We start from the raw sequence: 17,858 nt of genomic DNA, 5'->3' as shown, positions 1-17,858 counted from the left end.
GACGTTTGTGAGCCGCAACACATCGTGGCGTTCCCCCGATCTCACGGGAGAGATCCGCCATGACGGACCGCACTGCGCCCACCGCCGTGCTCGCACGGGAGCCGGCCGCGTCATGACCGATGAATATCGTTTTTAAACGTACAAATGTGGCCAAACCTCCATTAGAGTTCTGCCAATCCGTGTGTTCGCGGAGACGTTCCTGACTCCCAGAGTCCCTGTTTAAAGGATCCGCCAATGACCGCTGTTCACCAACAAGGAACCTTGCGTCGCAACCTGGGGATGTGGGCCATCGTCGGCCTCGGCCTCGGATATATGACCCCCACTGTTGTATTCGACACCTTCGGTATCGTGTCGGAAATTACCGACGGCACCGTGCCAATGGCCTATCTTGTCGCACTGATTGTGATGGTCTTTACCGCCATCAGTTATGGCAAAATGGCCGGTGCCATCCCCAGCGCTGGCTCGGCGTACACCTACGTTCGTGAATCGATGCATCCGAACCTGGGCTTTATGGTCGGGTGGACTTCGTTGCTCGATTACCTGCTGCTGCCGATGGTAAATGCCCTGATTATTCGGCTCTACATGGAACAGATGTTCCCGACGGTGCCCGCCTGGATTTGGGTCGTGCTCTATTGCATCGGTGTCACTGCGCTCGTCGCCACGAGCATGCGCGGTACCTCAAACTTCAACGCGCTGCTGCTGATTTTTGCGGTCATTGTCATTCTTGTCTTCATCGGCCTGGTCATTCAGCAGGTGCTCGCTGGCGAGGGTATGGGCACGCTCGTCAGCAGCCGCCCGTTTGTGCACGAGGGACTCGATTCGCAATCGCTGCTCATGGCGGCGACGGTCGTCTGCTTTAGCTTCATTGGCTTCGACGCGATCACGATGTACGCCGAGGAGGCGCGCGATTCGAAGACGATGCCGCGAGCAATTCTGCTCACCGTGATTCTGGGCGGTGCAATCTTCTTCGTCGCGAGCTACTTCGCTCAGCTGCGATTCCCCGACAACACCCCGTTCGGGGAGTTCACCGATGACCCGCTCCCCCAGATCGGTCTGATCATCGGCGGGCAGGTCTTCCAGGTCATCTTCGTCGCCGCGGGCTTCACGGCGACGCTCGCGTCTGGCCTCGCTTCGCACGCCTCGGTGTCGCGCATGTTGCTCGTCATGGGCCGCAACAACGTCTTCCCGCGCAAGTGGTTCGGTCGCATCAACGCGAAGAGCCACACGCCCGTGTTCAACGTCGTGTTGGTCGGTATCGTCTCGCTGTTGGCCATTGAGTTCTCACTCGAACTCATCTCGGCCTTCATCAACTTCGGCGCGCTCATCGCCTTTAGCTTTGTGAACGCTTCGGTGATCGCCTACTTCGCTTGGCGAAAGGGCCTGCGCAAGACGCCGGGCGACATCTTCAAGTACATCGTGATGCCGGGAATCGGCCTTGCGCTGACCGTGCTGCTCTGGTTGAACCTGCACATTGAGGCGCTGATCGGCGGCGGTATCTGGCTCGCGCTGGGCCTGATCTACCTCGCGGTGATCACGGGCGGCTTCCGCAAGAAGGTCGTCGGCTTCGACGAGGCCCAGCCCGTCACCGGCTTCAACAAGATCCCCGAGGGAGTCGGCGACGACGACGGCGAGCTCGAGCCCGTCAACGACCGTAACTAGCCCAATCTCGCAAGTTCGACGTCGAGTGCCTGAGCAAAGGCCTCGACGTCGAACTCTGTGATAGTTGTGGGCGGCTTGAACTTCAGTACGTTCTGGCGTTCGCTCGCGGGCTGCACGATCATGCCGTGGCGCAGCATCCGTTCGCAGAGCCGCGCAGTCTCTTCGGTCGCGGGTTCGCGGGTTTCGCGGTCGCGCACAAGCTCGACGCCCTGGTAGAGGCCACTGCCGTGCACCTCGCCGATCCACGCGTGACGCGTCTGGAGGTCGCGCATGAGCTCCGTAAACCGAGTTCCGACGCGCGCGGCTCGCTCCATCACGCGCTCCTTGTCGACGAGGTCGAGCACCGTCGCTCCGACCGCGCTGCTGAGCGGGCTGCCCGCGGCGGAGGAGAAGAACATCCCCTCGTCGGCGAGCGCGTCGAGCAGCTCGCGGCGGGTAATGACCGCGCCGAGAGGGAAACCGTTGCCGGCGGCCTTCGCGACGGTGATGATGTCAGGGCGCGCTCCGGCGAGTTCGGCACCCCAGAAGTGGCTGCCGAGGCGGCCGTAGCCGACCTGCACCTCGTCGGCGATCGCGACGCCGCCGTGCTCGCGAATGGCCGCGAAGGCGCGGCGGAGGTAGCCCTCGGGCGGAATCACGCCGCCCGCATTGCCGAGCACTGACTCGGTGATGAACGCCGCGATGGGCTCGGGGGCGTTGCCAAGCAGCCGTTCTATTTCGGTGAGATAGCCGTCGGCGGCACCCTCACCGCGGTGCGAGCCGCGGTAGGCATTCGGCGCCTCGACGAGGTGCACCCAGTCGGGCCGAGAGTCCTCGGCCGCCGGATTGTCGAAGGTCGACGTGCTGATCGCGTCTGAGGCCAGCGTCCAGCCGTGATAAGCCTCGCGCGGCACGATGACGCCGCGTCGCTTCGTGAACACCCTCGCCATGCGCAGCGCGAGATCGACCGCTTCGGACCCGCTGTTCACGGGCACCGCCACGTCGAATTCGCCCGGCCAGGCACGGTTCGCGCGTTCGACGAGCCGCTCGGCGAAGTCGGCATAGGCGCCGTAGAGGAACCTCGAGTTCGTGTTGAGAGTTTCGAGGGCCCGCGCGGCGACCTCGGTGATGCGCGGGTGGCTGTGCCCGAGCTCGGCCACGTTATTCACGAGGTCGAGGAGCGGCCGCGCCGTGTGGTCGATGAGGTAGCTCCCCCAGCCCCGCACAATCACGGGCGGTTCGTCCCAGAACCGCTCGCTTGCGCGGCCGAGGGCGAGGGCACGGCGGCGGCGTTCCTGCCGCAACTGGCGAACCGGACTCGGGGCCGCGGCAATGCCCAGGAGGGCGGATGGGTCTGGCCGCAGCGCTGCGCGTTCGCCGGCATTGTCGGTGCTCGCCCAGTCGATCGTCGCGTCGTCTCGGCCGTTGATGAGCTGGACGCGCACGCGGGGCGTTCCATCGATCTCGGTGGCGAGGGCGCCGAGCGCGGCACCGGCCGCCACCGAGCCGGCGACGGCGCCGTGGACGCCGCGGAACCGGGCGCGGATCACGCCGTCGCTGAGGTCGATCGTCTCGGCGTCGAGCACGTCGACGACGCCGGCGAATGGCGCGAACACCGTAGCGCTCGTTGCGGCAATGACCTCGACGAAGAGCGCGCAGTTCTCGGGTGCCTCGGGCGCGGGGGCCGATGCAACGTCGAGTCGCCATTCGGCATAGCGCGTCGCGACGAGTTCGGCCGTCTCGAGCGACGCTTCGAGCTCGCGGTCAACGGTGCCTGAGACGAGCCACGCGCCCCGGTCGAAGACGGGTGCTTCGGCATTCAACGCGACCACGCGCATCCGCTCGACGCCGACGAACACCGGTGCGTACTCGAGCTCAGCGCGGTGCGGCCGCCCGAGCGCGAGCCGGAACTGCGCCTCGGCCACCTCGAGGGGGGTGGCGAGCGCCGTCTCGAGCACGCGCCACTCGGATTCCATGCGCGCGCTGGCGTACTCGTTTCCCTCGTCGATGCGCAGCTGGTTTTCGCCGCTCACCACGAGTACGGCGCCCCGCAAAATGACAAGCGGCCAGAGGGCGTGGAGCTCGGCATCGGTCACGTCGCGGTGCCGCGCATATTCGTTGAGCGCGGCGACGGCGTGCGCGAACGAGCCGGTGCGTTGCAGCACTGAGGCGATTGCCACGGCGAGTTCGGCGATGCGCCAGCCGTCGCCGACGTCACCGAAGTCGATGATGCCCGGGCCGGTGTCGGTGCCAACCACGTTGTCGTCGGTGAGGTCGCCGTGGATCGGCTGCACCGGCAGTTGCCCCGCCACGTCTTCGAGCACGGGCGACACCAGAGTCATGGCCTCGTTGATTGTCGCGCGGTGCGCCTCGTCGCGTACGTCGCCGATCAGTTCGGCCACCACCTCGAGTCCTCGCCGCAGGTCCCACTGAATCTCGTGCGCACAACCCGGATGCTCGAGCTCGACCAGGGCTGCCGCCACGCGCCCGGCCGCCTCGCCGAGCACCCGCGCCTCGAGTTCGCCGAAGGCATCGTGCTCCGCGAGCGTGCCTCCGGCGAGGTAAGTCATGAGACGCACGTGCGCGCCCTGGGCTGGGCCGTCAGTGAGCTGCGTCGCGGTGCGGCCCTCGCGGCTGAGCAGCAACTGAGGCACCTCGAGGCCAGCCGCGGCAACCTGGCCGATCGCGAGTTCCTGGGCTGCGAGCTGCTCGGGCGTCGTGGCGGGATGGTCGACCTTGAGGACGCACTTGGTGCCATCGCTCTGGGCAACGAGGTAGTTGCGATCCTGCTGGCTGCCGAGCTCGTCGAGCCGGCCGTCGAGTCCGTAAATGTCCCTGAGCAGTGCGCGTGCCGCGTCGGCGTCAATGGCTGGCCGGGCGCGTTCCCAGGGGGATGTAGGCATAGCTGGATGCTACTCATCAGAGCCGAGAAGACTTCGGCGTGGTATGGGGCCGGCTAGTTCGCGGCGGGTTCGGCGAGCTGGGCAAGTCGTTGGAGGCCTTCGTGGCTCGGGCTGCCGGGTTCGGCGAGCTGGGCAAGTCGTTGGAGGCCTTCGTGGCTCGGGCTGCCGGGTTCGGCGGTCCACACGACCAGCGACTGCTCGGCGTCGTCGGCCTTGACGAGCGTGTCCCAGTCGAGCACGAGCTCCCCCACCTCGGGGTGGATGAGCGTCTTGCGCCCGGTCGAGAGCGTCGCGACGCTTCGTGCGGCCCACCAGTTGCTGAACTGCGGATCCTGCATCGAGAGCTCGCCGACGAGCTTTGCGAGGCGCGGATCTTCCGGCTACCGCGCGGCCTCCATCCGCAATTGCGAGACCGCCGTGACGGCGACCGAGTCCCAGTCGGCGTAGAGGGCGCGCATCGCGGGATGCGTGAAGAGGAGTCGAATGTAGTTGCGCTGGGATTCGGGGATTTCCGAGTAGTCGACCATCATCCGTGCCACGAGGCGGTTCCAACCCAGCACGTCCATCCGTCGCCCCATGACGATGGCGGGCACCGTCGAGAGGTCGTCGAGCACGCGCCGGAGCTGCGGCTGCACCTTCTGCGCCGTTCGCCGTGGCGTCGTCGCGGGGCGAGAGACGGCCTCGGTGGGCACGCAGAAATGTGCCGAGCTCGTTCATTTTCGCTGTTCCACGCATGCCGAGATTCTCCCACTCGGGCCGCGGTTATGCGGGGGACAAAAGTGTCCCAGGAACGCTTCCTCCGCTTGTTGGCGTGCGGCGCACTCACCACGATTGGAGCTATCAAGAGAGCACGAGAACGGAGCATCCTCATGACTGCACTTACCGATACATACAAGCTGCGCAACGGCCTCGAGATTCCCAAGCTGGGTCTCGGCACCTGGTTCATCGACGACGACAAGGCGGCGCAGGCCGTTCGCGACGCGGTCGAGATCGGCTACCGCAACATCGACACCGCCCAGGCCTACGGCAACGAGCACGGCGTCGGCGAGGGCGTGCGCACCGCCGGCGTCGAACGCGGCGTGCTGTTCGTCTCGACGAAGCTCGCCGCCGAAATCAAGGACTACGGCGAGGCGATCGCCGCGATCGACGGCTCGCTGCGTGCCCTTGGTCTCGACTACATCGACCTCATGCTGATCCACAGCCCGCAGCCGTGGGCCGACTTCCGCGGCGGGGACTACTCGGAGGGCAACCTCGCCGCATGGCGGGCGCTCGAGGAGGCACACGCGGCCGGCAAGCTTCGCGCGATTGGCGTCTCGAACTTCCTCGAGGCAGACCTCGAGAACATCCTCGCCGGTGGCACGGTCGTGCCGCACGTGAACCAGGTGCTTACCCACGTCGGCAACACCCCGACTGAGCTCATCGAGTACTGCCAGGCGAAGGGCATCGTCATCGAGGCCTACTCCCCCATCGCCCACGGCAAGATGCTCGGCAACGCAAACGTCGCCGAGGTCGCCGAACGGTACGGCGTCACGGTGCCGCAGCTCTGCATCCGATACACCCTGCAGCTCGACACGGTATCGCTGCCGAAGACCGCGAACCCCGAACACATGCGCTCGAACGCGGAGGTCGACTTCGTGATCTCGGACGACGACATGGCAATGCTTCGCTCGCTCTCGGAGCTCGACTACGGCGAGCACAGCGGATTCCCCGTCTACAGCGGCAAGTAGCCGCCAAACAACTCAGATGTCGATTCGTTGCCCGTCACGGTGGATGAGCTTATCCCCCTCGTACGGGCTGTGGCCCGCTCCACCACGCGGCCCCTCATCCTCGCAGACCTTCCGTTCGGAAGGGCGCGGCGAAGCCGCCGACCGCCTGGTCGAGACGGCACGCGAATTCGAGCGCGCGGGTGCGCCTGGCCTGCTCATCGAGATGGTGCCCGCCGAAGTTGGCGCGCGCATTACCGAGGCCGTGCGCATCCCGACCGTCGGGATCGCCGCCGGCAACGGATGCGACGCGCAGGTGCTCGTCTGGCAAGACACGGCGGGCCTGCGCACGGGCCGCATGCCGCGCTTCGTGAAGCAGTACGCCGACCTCAACGGGGCGCTGCTCGATGCGGCACGATCGTTCGCCGGCGACGTCGAAACCGGCGAGTTCCCGGCGGCGGAGCATTCGTTGTGAGCTCGCGCTAGGCCCACGTCAAAGTCATCGCGCCCCGCGAGGCGTATTGGAGGGAGAAATGGTCCTAGGCTGCGCTGCGAAGAGGCGTGATAGCCGTCGAACTGTGCGCCCGCCTACTTGGTATCGGCGTGCAGGAAGGCCTCGACGAGGTCCTGCGCCGCCGCTGACTCCAGGTGCGGGCAGTGCAGCTGACCGGGAATGAGCTGCAACTCGGCATGCGGGATGCGCTGGGCAAGTTCGCGCGCGCTCGCGGCCTGGGTTACCGGGTCGTCCGCGCCGTGCAGCACGAGCGTCGGCGCCGCGATGCGCTGTAGATCATCCCACGCGTCATGGCCGCGGCTGGCCTCGAAGTGCGCCCGGCGCACCGAAATGCTCGAGTCGCGAGCGAAGAAATCGTCGACCACGTCGGGGAAGCTACCGCGGAACGGCTCGGTGAAGAAGAACGGTGCCATCCGCCCGGCATCGCCCGAGGCAAGCGCGCGGTTCGCGGCCGGGTCACGTTCGGCATAGAGTCGGTCGCCACCCGTGGTGCTTGCGAGTACCAGTCTGTCGACACGCCCGGGGTGATCGATCGCGAGCCATTGCGCGACCCTGCCGCCCATCGAATGTCCATAGACATCCGCTCGCTCGACGCCGACGGCGTCAAGGACGGCGAGGGCATCGAGCGCGAACGAGCGAGTCGTGTACCGCCCCCGGTCTCCCATAGTGCTGCGGCCGACGCCGCGGTGGTCATAGAGCACCACGCGGTGGCGTTCCGCGAGTGTTGGCACGACGTGCAACCAGCCTCGATGGGTGCTGCCCTGGCCCGAGAGAAGCAAGAGCGCGGGGCCCTCGCCGTGACTCGTCCAAGACACCTCGGCACCATCGTCGGTGGGGGCAAAGCCTTCGCGGTGGTGGGTCGTCATGGAGCTACCTCGGTGCGAATCGTGGCGGAAATGAAGAGAAGCAAGGCCGCGGATGCCACGGCCTTGCTTCTCAATTTCTTACGTGGGCCCGGAGGGACTCGAACCCCCGACCCTCTGGGTGTAAACCAGATGCTCTAACCAACTGAGCTACAGGCCCGCAGCGAACAACTATAGCGGCTACTCGGCGCCCGCCCATTCAATGCCCCGCAAGTGATCGTGCAGCTCGCGCGACTCCCCCGCGGACGTGCCGGCGACGAGCACGCGAGTGCCGTCGGCGCGAATTGCCCAGCTGCGCCGCAGCGCCGTGCCCGCGTGTTCGTCGAACGAGCCTAGGATCGACGCCAACGATCCGTGCGGCCAGTGATCCGACACGCCGATAATTCGACCGGATGCATCTTCCGCAGCCAGCCACGCAGCCAGCGTCGCGGGGCTATCGCACGACACAGCATAGACCTGCACACCCAACTGTTCTGCCCGAACGGCAAGTTCGCCGAGCTCACGAATCTCGCCCGAGCACAACGGCGTGAAGGCTCCAGGAACGAAGACGAGCAGGCGCGGCGAGCCCGGGCCGAGCACGGTCACACGGTCACCGCGATGCGTCGGTGCGGTGACCGGCTGGTCGCCGGAAACAGTATGAGTCGGTTCCACGCACTACAGCGTGGCAGCACATACTGCACGTGATCTGAACTGGACGAATCATCAACCAAGCGCACAAATTCATTGTCGGAAGTCGCTAGGCTGTTGTGGTGGCGCAACATCGCAACCCGATGCGGCGTCTAGCACCGCGCTTCCTGACAACGAAAGAGGTCAACGTGGCACTCCACATCTCCGACCCGTATTCCGAGGACTACGTCGACACCGACCCGCAGGAAACTGCGGAATGGAAAGAATCTCTCGACGCGGTAATTGGCGAACGGGGCCATCAGCGTGCCCGCGAGGTCATGCTGGCGCTGCTCCAGCGCTCGCGCGAACAGCACCTGGGCGTGCCGATGCACCCGGTGACGGACTACATCAACACGATCGCGCCGGAAGATGAGCCGGAGTTCCCCGGTGACGAGTCGATCGAGCGCACCTACCGCCGCTGGATTCGCTGGAACGCGGCCATCACGGTGCAGAATTCGCAGAAGGCGCACATCGGCGTCGGCGGCCACATCTCGTCCTACGCGGCGCAGTCGACTCTCTACGAGGTCGGCCTCAACCACTTCTTCAAGAGCTACGACCACCCGGCCGGCCCCGACCAGGTCTACTTCCAGGGTCACGCTGCGCCCGGTAACTACGCGCGCGCCTACCTCGAGGGTCGCCTCACTGAAGACAACCTCAACAGCTTCCGTCAGGAGGCCTCGAAGGCCCCGAACGGCCTGAGCTCGTATCCGCACCCGCGCCTCATGCCGGACTTCTGGCAGTTCCCGACCGTGTCGATGGGTCTTGGCCCGATGAACGCGATCTGGCAGGCGCAGTACAACAAGTACCTCACCAACCGCGGCATCAAGGACGCCTCGGGGTCGCACGTGTGGGCGTTCCTCGGCGACGGCGAGATGGATGAGCCGGAGTCGCGCGGCCAGCTGCAGATCGCGGCCAACTACGAGCTCGACAACCTCACCTTCGTCGTGAACTGCAACCTGCAGCGTCTCGACGGCCCGGTGCGCGGTAACGGCAAGATCGTGCAGGAGCTCGAGTCGTTCTTCCGCGGCGCTGGCTGGAACGTCATCAAGGTCGTCTGGGGCCGTGAGTGGGACGACCTGCTCGCCCGCGACAGCGAGGGTGCGCTCCTGCGCCTCATGAACGAAACCCCCGACGGTGACTTCCAAACCTACAAGGCTGAGTCGGGCAAGTACGTGCGCGACAACTTCTTTGGCCGCGACCCCGAAGCCCTCAAGCTTGTCGAGAACCTCAGCGACGACGACATTTGGGGCCTCAAGCGCGGTGGTCACGACTACCGCAAGGTCTACGCCGCGTACAAGGCCGCGCTCGAGCACAAGGGCCAGCCGACGGTCATCCTCGCGCACACCGTCAAGGGCTACGGTCTCGGCACGCACTTCGAGGGCCGCAACGCGACCCACCAGATGAAGAAGCTCACGCTCGAAGACCTGAAGAAGTTCCGCGACACGCTGCAGATCCCGATCGCCGACAAGGACCTCGAGGCTGACCTCTACAGCATCCCCTACTACAAGCCGGATGACTCCGACCCGGCCCTGCAGTACATGCTCGAGCGACGCCGCGAGCTCGGTGGCTTCGTGCCCGAGCGTCGCTCGAAGTACACGCAGATCGACCTCCCCGAGGAGAAGACCTACGCGATCGCGAAGAAGGGCTCGGGCAACCAGCCCGTCGCGACGACGATGGGCTTCGTGCGCCTGCTCAAGGACCTCATGCGTTCGGGCGAGTTCGGCAAGCGCATCGTGCCGATCATTCCCGACGAGGCCCGTACCTTCGGTCTCGACGCGTTCTTCCCGACCGCGAAGATCTACAACCCGCACGGCCAGCAATACACCGCGGTCGACCGCGAACTGCTGCTCGCCTACCGCGAGTCGCCGCAGGGTCAGCTCATGCACGTCGGCATTAACGAGGCCGGTGCGGTCGCGTCGATGACCGCCGTCGGCACCTCGCACTCGGTGCACGGTGAACTCATGGTGCCGATGTACATCTTCTACTCGATGTTCGGCTTCCAGCGCACGGGCGACGGTTTCTGGGCAGCAGGCGACTCGCTCGCTCGCGGCTTCATTCTCGGCGCCACGGCGGGCCGCACCACCCTCACGGGTGAGGGCCTGCAGCACATGGATGGCCACTCGCACATCATCGCGAGCACCAACCCTGCCGTCGTGTCGTACGACCCCGCCTACGTCTACGAGATCGGTCACATCATGCGTGCCGGTATCGAGCGCATGTACGGCGGAAACCACCCGGACCCCGACGTCATGTACTACATCACGATGTACAACGAGCCGATGGCGCAGCCGGCGGAGCCCGAACACCTCGACGTCGAGGGCGTCGTGAAGGGCATCTATTACCTGCGCGCTCCCGAGCTCGAGCAGGGCCCGCAGGCCCAGCTCCTCGCCTCGGGCGTGGCCGTGCCTTGGGCGCTCCACGCGCAGCAGATCCTCGCCGAGGAGTGGGGCGTCCGCGCCCACGTCTGGTCAGTCACCAGCTGGCAGGAGCTGCGCCGCGACGGTCTCGAGGCAAACGAGCACAACTGGACCAAGCCGTCCGAGGAAGCTCGCGTCCCGTACCTCCGCGACAAGCTACAGAGCTCCGAGGGTGTCTTCCTCGGCGTGAGCGACTTCAACCACCAGCTGCCTGACATGGTGCGCGAGTTCGTCCCCGGTGACTACGCGACGCTCGGAGCCGACGGCTTCGGTATCTCGGACACCCGTGCTGCCGCCCGTCGCTTCTACAAGATCGATGCACACTCGATCGTGGTCCGCACGCTCTCGGAGCTCGCTCGCCGCGGCGAGGTTGACGCGAACGTCGTGCAGACGGCCATCGACCGCTACGACCTCAATAACCCGGCGGCCGGCGAGTCCGGCTCGGCGGGTGGCGAAGCCTAGGAAGCACACCCGCGCCTCATGACGCCGAACTACGACAAAGATCGCGAGATCGCCTGGCTGCGCAGCATCACCGGTGACCTTGCCACCACGGTGCTGCGCCGGATGGAGCTCACGCTCCCCTGGTTCTCTGACATGCCGCCCGGCCGCCGTAGCGCGGTCGGCATGGTGGCGCAGTCGGGCATCTCCGCGATCGTGTCGTGGTTCGAGGACGATGGCGGAGCGCCGTGGGTCGCGCGGGACGTGTTCGACACGGCCCCGCGCGAGCTCCTGCGCTCGGTGAGCCTGCAACAGACGCTGCAGCTCATCCACGTCGTCGTCGACGTTTTTGAGGAGCGAGTTGCCAACGCCTCACCCCAGATCCGCGAGGGCGTGTTGCGGTATTCGCGCGACATGGCCTTCGCAGCGGCCGAGGTCTATGCCCGTGCCGCCGAACAGCGTGGCTTGTGGGATGCGCGCCTCGAGGCGCTCGTTGTCGACTCGATCCTCACGGGGGAGCACGACTCCGAGCTGCCGAGCCGCATCGCCGCCCTCGGCTGGAGCGGCCATGGTGAGGTGGCCGTGCTAGTCGGCACGACCCCGAAGGTGCTCGAGGTCGACCAATTGCGTCGCACGGCGCGGCACAACCAGACCGACCTCCTCGTTGGTGTGCAGGGCAACCGCCTCGTGCTTGTCATTGGTCGGGCGAAGCCGAGCGACGAGTTCGAGGAGCCGCCGATCAGCTTCCTCGAGATTTCGCAGTTGCTCGAAGGTGGGTTCGGCGAGGGCCGGCTCGTGCTTGGTCCCGAGGTGCCCAACGTGGTCAAGGCCGCGATGAGCGCCCGCGCCGCGCTTGCCGCCTTCTCGGTGGCCGGCGCGTACCGACGTAGTGAGCGGCCCATCCTCGCCGACGATCTGTTGCCCGAGCGCGCCCTCGCGGGCGACCCGCTTGCGCGGCAAGCACTCGTGCAGCGCGTCTACCTACCGCTGGCCGACCACCAGTCCGACCTCCTCACGACTCTCTGGTGCTATCTCGACAACGGTCGATCGCTCGAGGCCACCGCCCGCGAGCTGTTCGTGCATCCGAACACCGTGCGCTACCGCCTCAAGCGCATTAGCGAGGTCATTGGCTGGGACGCGACCGGCGCACGCGAGGCCGTGATCCTCCAATCTGCCCTGATCCTCGGCCGTATCGCCGATTCAAACTCTAATGACGGGCGCGCCACCCCGAAGCCGACAAAGCGTTCCCGCTAGCGTGGTCCGCAGCCACTTCCCGCATTCGAATACCCGAAGAAACGCAGATATATGACCATCATCACCTTCCCCGGTCAGGGGTCGCAGAAGCCGGGCTTCCTCAGTCCCTGGCTTGCGACGCCCGAACGCCGAGACACGCTCGCCCAGCTCAGCGACGCGGTCGGCGTTGACCTCGTTCGCCACGGCACCGAGTCTGACGCTGAGACGATCCGCGACACCGCGATCGCGCAGCCGCTCATCGTCGCGGCCGGCATCCTGACCTGGGATGCCCTGGTGGCGTCGGGTGCCGATCTCTCGGGCGTCGAGGTGGCTGGCCACTCGGTGGGCGAGATCGCCGCAGCGTACGCCGCCGGGGTGTTCGACGCCGCAACCGCCCTCGCGTTCGTTTCGCGTCGCGCGACGCTCATGGCCGAGGACGCCGCGAAGCAGACGACCGGCATGTCGGCCGTGCTCGGCGGCGCCGAGGACGAGGTGCTGGCTCGCCTCGCCGAGCTCGAGCTCGAGCCCGCGAACTTCAACGGCGCCGGGCAGATCGTTGCCGCGGGCGACCCGGATGCGCTCGAGCAGCTGCGCGCCGAGCCCGCGAAGGGCACGCGCGTGATTCCGCTCAAGGTCGCCGGTGCGTTCCACACGCGGTATATGGCCGATGCGCACGAGCAGCTCGCGGCGTCGGCCAGCGAGTTCTCGGTGCGCGACCCGAAGCTGGGCCTCTACACGAACTTCGACGGCTCGCGCGTTGATTCGGGCAGCCGCTACCTCGAGCTGCTTATCGACCAGGTGCACCGCCCCGTGCACTGGGATGCCTGCATGGCAGCATTCATTGACGCCGGGCACGTGACGCTCGTCGAGGCCGCGCCCGCCGGCACGCTCGTCGGCCTTGCGAAGCGTGGCATGAAGGGTACGACCGGCATTGCCGTCAACGTTCCCGAAGACATCGATGCGGTGGTCGCCGCACTGGCCGAAGAGGATGCAGCATGAGCCCGAAACTCCGTCAGGCAACTGGCCCTCAGTTCACCCGAATCCACAGCATCGGTGCGTACCGCGGCGAGCTGACGGTCACGAACGACGACATCGCTGGTCCGATCAACTCTTCTGATGAGTGGATCCGTCAGCGCACCGGCATCATCTCGCGCCAGCGCGCGAGCGACGACGTTGACGTCATCGACATGGGCGTCAGCGCGGGACGAGAGGCGATCGAAAAAGCAGGCATCGAGCCGAGCAGGATTGGTGCCGTCATCGTCGCCACCATTACCAACGTCATGCAGACGCCCGCGGCCGCCACGCGCATCGCCGATGGCCTCGGTGCCACGCCAGCCGCGGCCTACGACGTTTCGGCCGGTTGCGCCGGGTACTGCTACGCGGTCACCCAGGCCGATGCGCTCATCCGTGCCGGTGTGGCCGAGTACGTGCTCGTCGTGGGTGCCGAGAAGCTCTCCGACGTCATCTCCCCCACCGACCGGTCCATTTCGTTCCTGCTCGGCGACGGCGCCGGCGCGGCCCTCATCGGCCCCGCCGACGAGCCTGGCATCGCCGAGTCGGTCATCGGCTCCGACGGCAGCAAGTGGGACGCCGTCTCGATGAGTAGCCCCCTGCAGGACTACCGCCGCGGCGAGGCCGAGTGGCCGACCCTGCGCCAGGACGGCAAGGCCGTGTTCCGCTGGGCCGTGTGGGAGATGGCCAAGGCCGCACGTGAGGCACTCGACCGCGCCGGCATCACGGTCGACGACCTCGCCGCGTTCATTCCGCACCAGGCCAACATGCGCATCATCGACGAGTTCGCGAAGCAGCTCGGCGTGCCCGAGACCGTGGCGATTGCCCGTGACATCGAGACGATGGGCAACACCTCGGCCGCCTCAATCCCGCTCGCGACGCACCGCCTGCTTGAGGAGCACCCCGAGCTTTCGGGCGGCCTCGCGCTGCAGATTGGCTTCGGCGCCGGCCTCGCGTACGCGGCGCAGGTCGTTCGCCTGCCATAGCTGGCCCCAAGCTCACCCAGACCCCTATTCCGCCCAACCACCCATAACAAGGAGAAACACCATGGCACTTTCGAACGAAGAGATCCTGGCCGGCCTCGCCGAGCTCGTGAACGAAGAGACGGGCATCGCGGCTGACACCGTGACCGGCGACAAGTCGTTCACCGACGACCTCGACATCGACTCGATCTCGATGATGACCATCGTGGTCAACGCCGAGTCGAAGTTCGACGTGGAGATTCCCGACGCCGAGGTTGAGAACCTCAAGACCGTGCAGGACGCGGTCGACTTCATCGCCAAGGCCCAGGAGGCCTAGCGAGCCCGTGGTGGCCGCCTCAACTTCGCGCGGCCACCACGGTTCGTTCCACCCCACTGGCCCTGTCCCCTCGAGGAAAAGCTACGTTCATGACGAAAAAGATCGTGATCACGGGTATCGGTGCGTTCACGCCGCTGGCGACGGATGCACCTGGCACCTGGGAGGCACTGCTGCGCGGCGAGTCCGGCGCACGCACATTGCCCGCCGAGACCACGCAGAAGTACGAGATCGACCTGCCGGTGACGTTCGCCGCGACGGTCAAGGAGTCTCCGAATGAGATCCTTGGTCGCGTGCAGGCCAAGCGGCTTGACCCGTCGAGCCAATACGCGCTCATTGCGGGCCGTGAGGCCTTCGCCGACGCGGGTCTCGAGAAGGGTGCGATCGAGCCGGAGCGGCTCCTCGTCGACTGGGCAACCGGCATCGGTGGTGTCTGGACCCTGCTCGACGCCTGGGACACCCTGCGCGAGCGCGGTGCCCGCCGCGTGCTCCCCCTGACCGTTCCCATGCTCATGCCGAACGGACCCGGGGCCGCGATCGGTATGGATCTCGAAGCCCGCGCAGGCATCCGCACCGTCGTGTCAGCCTGTGCCTCGAGCACCGAGTCGGTCATCAACGCGTATGACCACCTGCAGGCCGGGCTTGCCGATGTGGTCATCGCCGGCGGTTCGGAGGCGGCGGTGCACCCGCTGCCGATCGCCGCGTTCGCCGCAATGCAGGCCCTCTCGAAGCGCAATGACGACCCGGAGCATGCCTCGCGGCCGTACGACCGCGACCGCGACGGCTTTGTGCTCGGCGAGGGCGCGGCCGCGCTCGTGCTCGAGACCGAAGAGCACGCGCTCGCCCGTGGCGCCAAGATCTACGCCGAGGTGGCGGGCGGCGGCGTGACCGCCGACGCCTACCACATCACCGCGCCCGAGCCCGAGGGTGAGGGTGCTGCCCGAGCCGTCGAAGAGGCGCTCAAGATTGCCGGCGCCTCGCCCGAGGAGGTCGTGCACATCAACGCACACGCCACCTCGACCCCCGTCGGCGACATCGCCGAGTACAACGCGTTCAAGCGAGTGCTGGGCGACCACATCCACTCGGTGCCGGTTTCGGCGACGAAGGGTTCGACCGGTCACCTGCTCGGTGGCGCTGGCGCGATCGAGGCGATGTTCACGGCGCTCGCGCTGCACAACAACGTGCTGCCCCCGACCATCAACATCGAGAACCTTGACGAGGAGATCCCGCTCGACGTGGTGACCTCGGCTCGGGAGGTTGAGATCGCCCCCGGCGCGCTCGCTATCTCGACTTCGTTCGGTTTCGGCGGCCACAACGCTGTGCTCGCGCTGCGCAAGTACGCGTAACGCGGTACAGCAACAATGGCCGGGGCCCAAATGGGCCCCGGCCATTGTTGTCTCGGCGGGTGCGAGGCAGCGCTCGCCCCTAGTCGACGCGTCCGCTGAACGAGGCGATCGCCCCGATGACGCGAAGCACCTGCCCGATGATCGAGAGCACCTCCATCACAATGACGATGCCCTCCATCGTGGTGCTGACGGCCTCGAGGTTCTGCGCGCGGATACCCGCGGCGTCGAAGTGCGCAAACTCATTCGCCCATTGACGTTCCTGACCGAACAGCACAGCGTACGGCAGCAGCTCTTCGGTGAGGATGATCTGGTCGAGCTGGAACTGTTCGGCCGCGCTACGTGCCTGTGGCACGGCCTGAAGGCCGAGCGCGCGACCCGCGGGCGTGAGCGTGCCCGCCGGATCGCGGAGCGCCGTCTGCGGGGTCTGCGTGAACCGGAGTCGCTCCTGTTCGCCAAGGCGAACGTATTCGCGAAGCCCCGAAAGTCTGGTGCGGAGTTCTTTGCCGGCGTCGGTAAAGCGAAGAATGGGCGGGGCGGCAAGAAAAAGAATGAAGAAATAGCCGACGAGGAATAGCGGCGCGACAATCACAAACCACCAGGCGCCATTCAAGATGGCTCCAAAAATGAGCAGGGCGAGCACGGCGAAGCTGACTAGGAATAGCAGCGAGAGCGTGCCGAGGAAGAAGCCATTTTGCGTGCGCTTCGCGAGCCCCGCATCCTTGAGCGCCTGGCGCGCATTGTCGAAGTAGTGTGCGAGCTGGCGGCGCTGATACCGACGGTCGGCGCCCCTACCCTTGAGGAAATAGATGTCGGGGAGCTGCTCGCCGCTGCTGGCGGCGATGCCAATTTCGGCGAGACCCTCGCCGTAGCGACGCTGTTGACGAGGGGTCGGGCGCGTCGGCCGAAAGCAGTCGAGCAGCATCCGCTCTTGCGTCGTGAGGCCCTTGCCGAGCACTGCCTCGAGCGCGACTGGGCCCCTGTCGCCGCTCGGCGCGAGCACTCGCACTCGCCCCTTAACGGCGAGGCCGACGATCGCGGCGCCAATCAGGCGACGATCGGCACGCGTGAGGAGGCCGTGCGTGATGACGTCGCCTTCGGGCGGCACATACTCGGCGATGCGGTACTTGGGAAGCCCGGAAGCCGCCGCGCGCGACCACAGGGCGAGGCCGAGCATGACCACTCCCCACGCGATGAGGATGGTCAGGTAGCCGAAGACAGCGCTGGAATCCACCCGCCGATGTTAGCCGACGCGGTGCATCCAGACGACCGGGCTCTCGTCACCAGCGGTGCGGAAGGGCTCGAGTTCGTCGTCCCAGGCCTGGCCGAGCGCGAGCGAGAGTTCGCGGTGCAGCTCGGTCGCGTTGCCGCCTGCGATCTCCATCGCGTAGCGAATGCGGTCTTCCGGCACGACCATGTTGCCCGACATGTCGACCTGCGCGAAGAAGATGCCGAGGCCGGGCGTATGCATCCAGCGGCCGCCGTCGTTGTTCGCGCTCGGGTCCTCGGTCACCTCGAACCGCAGATGCTCCCACCCGCGCAGCTGCGACGCGATTGCCGCGGCAGTACCGGGCGTACCGCGCCACGCAAACTCCGCGCGAACCGAGCCCGGAATCACCGGCTGTGGAATCCACGGCAAGTTAGTGGGCTCGCCGATCGCCCGGCCAAGCCCCCACTCAACGTGTTGGCAAAGCGCGCGCGGTGCGGAGTGTACGTAGAGCACACCCTGAGTTGTTGGTGCAGCCATGTTGTCCTCCTGTTTCACGTGTGGTGCGTCTTCCCCTACGACCATTCGTGACTCAGGCATGCTGCCCGCCGATATTCAATTCGACT

At 66.4% G+C, this 17,858-nt stretch carries 14 protein-coding genes, 1 tRNA gene and 1 pseudogene; 9 read left to right on the top strand and 7 right to left on the bottom strand.

Translation table 11 applies throughout. The annotated features are described in order from the left end of the window. Nucleotides 1–234: 234 nt before the first annotated feature. Complete coding sequence (locus M3M28_RS06065; RefSeq protein WP_431193863.1) at nucleotides 235–1,659, top strand: APC family permease; 1,425 nt, start codon at nucleotides 235–237, stop codon at nucleotides 1,657–1,659. Here M3M28_RS06065 and M3M28_RS06060 read toward each other — a convergent pair. Together M3M28_RS06060 and M3M28_RS06055 are read right to left on the bottom strand one after the other, a co-directional pair. Continuing rightward, nucleotides 1,656–4,541, bottom strand: a complete 2,886-nt coding sequence (locus M3M28_RS06060) for an aminotransferase (RefSeq protein WP_249387909.1) — start codon at nucleotides 4,539–4,541, stop codon at nucleotides 1,656–1,658. The two genes, M3M28_RS06065 and M3M28_RS06060, sit on opposite strands and share 4 nt — an antisense overlap. A 53-nt stretch (nucleotides 4,542–4,594) precedes the next feature. Next, a pseudogene (locus M3M28_RS06055) lies at nucleotides 4,595–5,119 on the bottom strand (MmyB family transcriptional regulator). 291 nt (nucleotides 5,120–5,410) lie between these two features. On the opposite strand from M3M28_RS06055, the gene M3M28_RS06050 reads away from it, so the two are divergent. Both M3M28_RS06050 and M3M28_RS06045 read left to right on the top strand, forming a co-directional pair. Next, nucleotides 5,411–6,268: an aldo/keto reductase gene (locus M3M28_RS06050; RefSeq protein ID WP_249387908.1), complete on the top strand. Its 858-nt coding sequence runs from the start codon at nucleotides 5,411–5,413 to the stop codon at nucleotides 6,266–6,268. Nucleotides 6,269–6,311: 43 nt separating this feature from the next. Further along, complete coding sequence (locus M3M28_RS06045) at nucleotides 6,312–6,719, top strand: 3-methyl-2-oxobutanoate hydroxymethyltransferase (RefSeq protein WP_349305347.1); 408 nt, start codon at nucleotides 6,312–6,314, stop codon at nucleotides 6,717–6,719. Nucleotides 6,720–6,832: 113 nt separating this feature from the next. Here the strand turns inward: M3M28_RS06045 and M3M28_RS06040 are convergent, their stop codons facing one another. From M3M28_RS06040 to M3M28_RS06030, 3 genes are all read right to left on the bottom strand, one after another. Beyond that, a complete protein-coding gene (locus M3M28_RS06040; protein ID WP_249387907.1) occupies nucleotides 6,833–7,624 on the bottom strand; it encodes an alpha/beta fold hydrolase in 792 nt (263 codons plus the stop codon). Nucleotides 7,625–7,707: 83 nt separating this feature from the next. Then, a tRNA-Val gene (locus tag M3M28_RS06035) sits at nucleotides 7,708–7,781 on the bottom strand. 20 nt (nucleotides 7,782–7,801) lie between these two features. Then, on the bottom strand, nucleotides 7,802–8,206 hold the full coding sequence (locus M3M28_RS06030; RefSeq protein ID WP_249387906.1) for a redoxin domain-containing protein: 405 nt from the start codon (nucleotides 8,204–8,206) through the stop codon (nucleotides 7,802–7,804). Nucleotides 8,207–8,436: 230 nt separating this feature from the next. On the opposite strand from M3M28_RS06030, the gene aceE reads away from it, so the two are divergent. The 6 genes from aceE to M3M28_RS06000 all read left to right on the top strand — a co-directional run bounded on the left by aceE (nucleotide 8,437) and on the right by M3M28_RS06000 (nucleotide 16,028). Continuing rightward, nucleotides 8,437–11,166 (top strand): pyruvate dehydrogenase (acetyl-transferring), homodimeric type, encoded by a 2,730-nt coding sequence (gene aceE, locus M3M28_RS06025; protein WP_249387905.1) that lies wholly within the window; start codon nucleotides 8,437–8,439, stop codon nucleotides 11,164–11,166. Nucleotides 11,167–11,184: 18 nt separating this feature from the next. Continuing rightward, nucleotides 11,185–12,396 (top strand): PucR family transcriptional regulator, encoded by a 1,212-nt coding sequence (locus M3M28_RS06020; RefSeq protein ID WP_249387904.1) that lies wholly within the window; start codon nucleotides 11,185–11,187, stop codon nucleotides 12,394–12,396. Nucleotides 12,397–12,447: 51 nt separating this feature from the next. Next, complete coding sequence (locus tag M3M28_RS06015; RefSeq protein WP_249387903.1) at nucleotides 12,448–13,374, top strand: ACP S-malonyltransferase; 927 nt, start codon at nucleotides 12,448–12,450, stop codon at nucleotides 13,372–13,374. After that, on the top strand, nucleotides 13,371–14,372 hold the full coding sequence (locus M3M28_RS06010; protein WP_249387902.1) for a beta-ketoacyl-ACP synthase III: 1,002 nt from the start codon (nucleotides 13,371–13,373) through the stop codon (nucleotides 14,370–14,372). Before M3M28_RS06015 ends, M3M28_RS06010 begins: the two co-directional genes overlap by 4 nt. A 61-nt stretch (nucleotides 14,373–14,433) precedes the next feature. Continuing rightward, nucleotides 14,434–14,685: an acyl carrier protein gene (locus M3M28_RS06005; RefSeq protein WP_249387901.1), complete on the top strand. Its 252-nt coding sequence runs from the start codon at nucleotides 14,434–14,436 to the stop codon at nucleotides 14,683–14,685. Between the two features lie 89 nt (nucleotides 14,686–14,774). Next, nucleotides 14,775–16,028: a beta-ketoacyl-[acyl-carrier-protein] synthase family protein gene (locus M3M28_RS06000; protein ID WP_249387900.1), complete on the top strand. Its 1,254-nt coding sequence runs from the start codon at nucleotides 14,775–14,777 to the stop codon at nucleotides 16,026–16,028. A 79-nt stretch (nucleotides 16,029–16,107) separates the two neighbouring features. On the opposite strand, the gene M3M28_RS05995 is transcribed toward M3M28_RS06000, so the two are convergent. Beyond that, nucleotides 16,108–17,259 (bottom strand): DUF2207 family protein, encoded by a 1,152-nt coding sequence (locus M3M28_RS05995; protein WP_249387899.1) that lies wholly within the window; start codon nucleotides 17,257–17,259, stop codon nucleotides 16,108–16,110. Nucleotides 17,260–17,268: 9 nt separating this feature from the next. After that, nucleotides 17,269–17,772: a DUF3145 domain-containing protein gene (locus M3M28_RS05990; protein WP_249387898.1), complete on the bottom strand. Its 504-nt coding sequence runs from the start codon at nucleotides 17,770–17,772 to the stop codon at nucleotides 17,269–17,271. Between the last annotated feature and the right edge of the window lie 86 nt (nucleotides 17,773–17,858).

The organism is Gulosibacter sediminis (assembly GCF_023370115.1).
GTDB classification, from domain to species: Bacteria; Actinomycetota; Actinomycetes; order Actinomycetales; family Microbacteriaceae; genus Gulosibacter; species Gulosibacter sediminis_A.
The sequence above is the reverse complement of the archived record's forward strand: the minus strand, read 5'-3'. Positions and strand labels throughout refer to the sequence as shown.

Bases quoted from the DNA above. Each gene is read 5' to 3' on its own strand.
- M3M28_RS06065 (WP_431193863.1), top strand. From the start codon at position 235: ATGACCGCTGTTCACCAACAAGGAACCTTGCGTCGCAACCTGGGGATG.
- M3M28_RS06060 (WP_249387909.1), bottom strand. From the start codon at position 4,541: ATGCCTACATCCCCCTGGGAACGCGCCCGGCCAGCCATTGACGCCGAC.
- M3M28_RS06050 (WP_249387908.1), top strand. From the start codon at position 5,411: ATGACTGCACTTACCGATACATACAAGCTGCGCAACGGCCTCGAGATT.
- M3M28_RS06045 (WP_349305347.1), top strand. From the start codon at position 6,312: ATGAGCTTATCCCCCTCGTACGGGCTGTGGCCCGCTCCACCACGCGGC.
- M3M28_RS06040 (WP_249387907.1), bottom strand. From the start codon at position 7,624: ATGACGACCCACCACCGCGAAGGCTTTGCCCCCACCGACGATGGTGCC.
- M3M28_RS06020 (WP_249387904.1), top strand. From the start codon at position 11,185: ATGACGCCGAACTACGACAAAGATCGCGAGATCGCCTGGCTGCGCAGC.
- M3M28_RS06015 (WP_249387903.1), top strand. From the start codon at position 12,448: ATGACCATCATCACCTTCCCCGGTCAGGGGTCGCAGAAGCCGGGCTTC.
- M3M28_RS06010 (WP_249387902.1), top strand. From the start codon at position 13,371: ATGAGCCCGAAACTCCGTCAGGCAACTGGCCCTCAGTTCACCCGAATC.
- M3M28_RS06005 (WP_249387901.1), top strand. From the start codon at position 14,434: ATGGCACTTTCGAACGAAGAGATCCTGGCCGGCCTCGCCGAGCTCGTG.
- M3M28_RS06000 (WP_249387900.1), top strand. From the start codon at position 14,775: ATGACGAAAAAGATCGTGATCACGGGTATCGGTGCGTTCACGCCGCTG.
- M3M28_RS05990 (WP_249387898.1), bottom strand. From the start codon at position 17,772: ATGGCTGCACCAACAACTCAGGGTGTGCTCTACGTACACTCCGCACCG.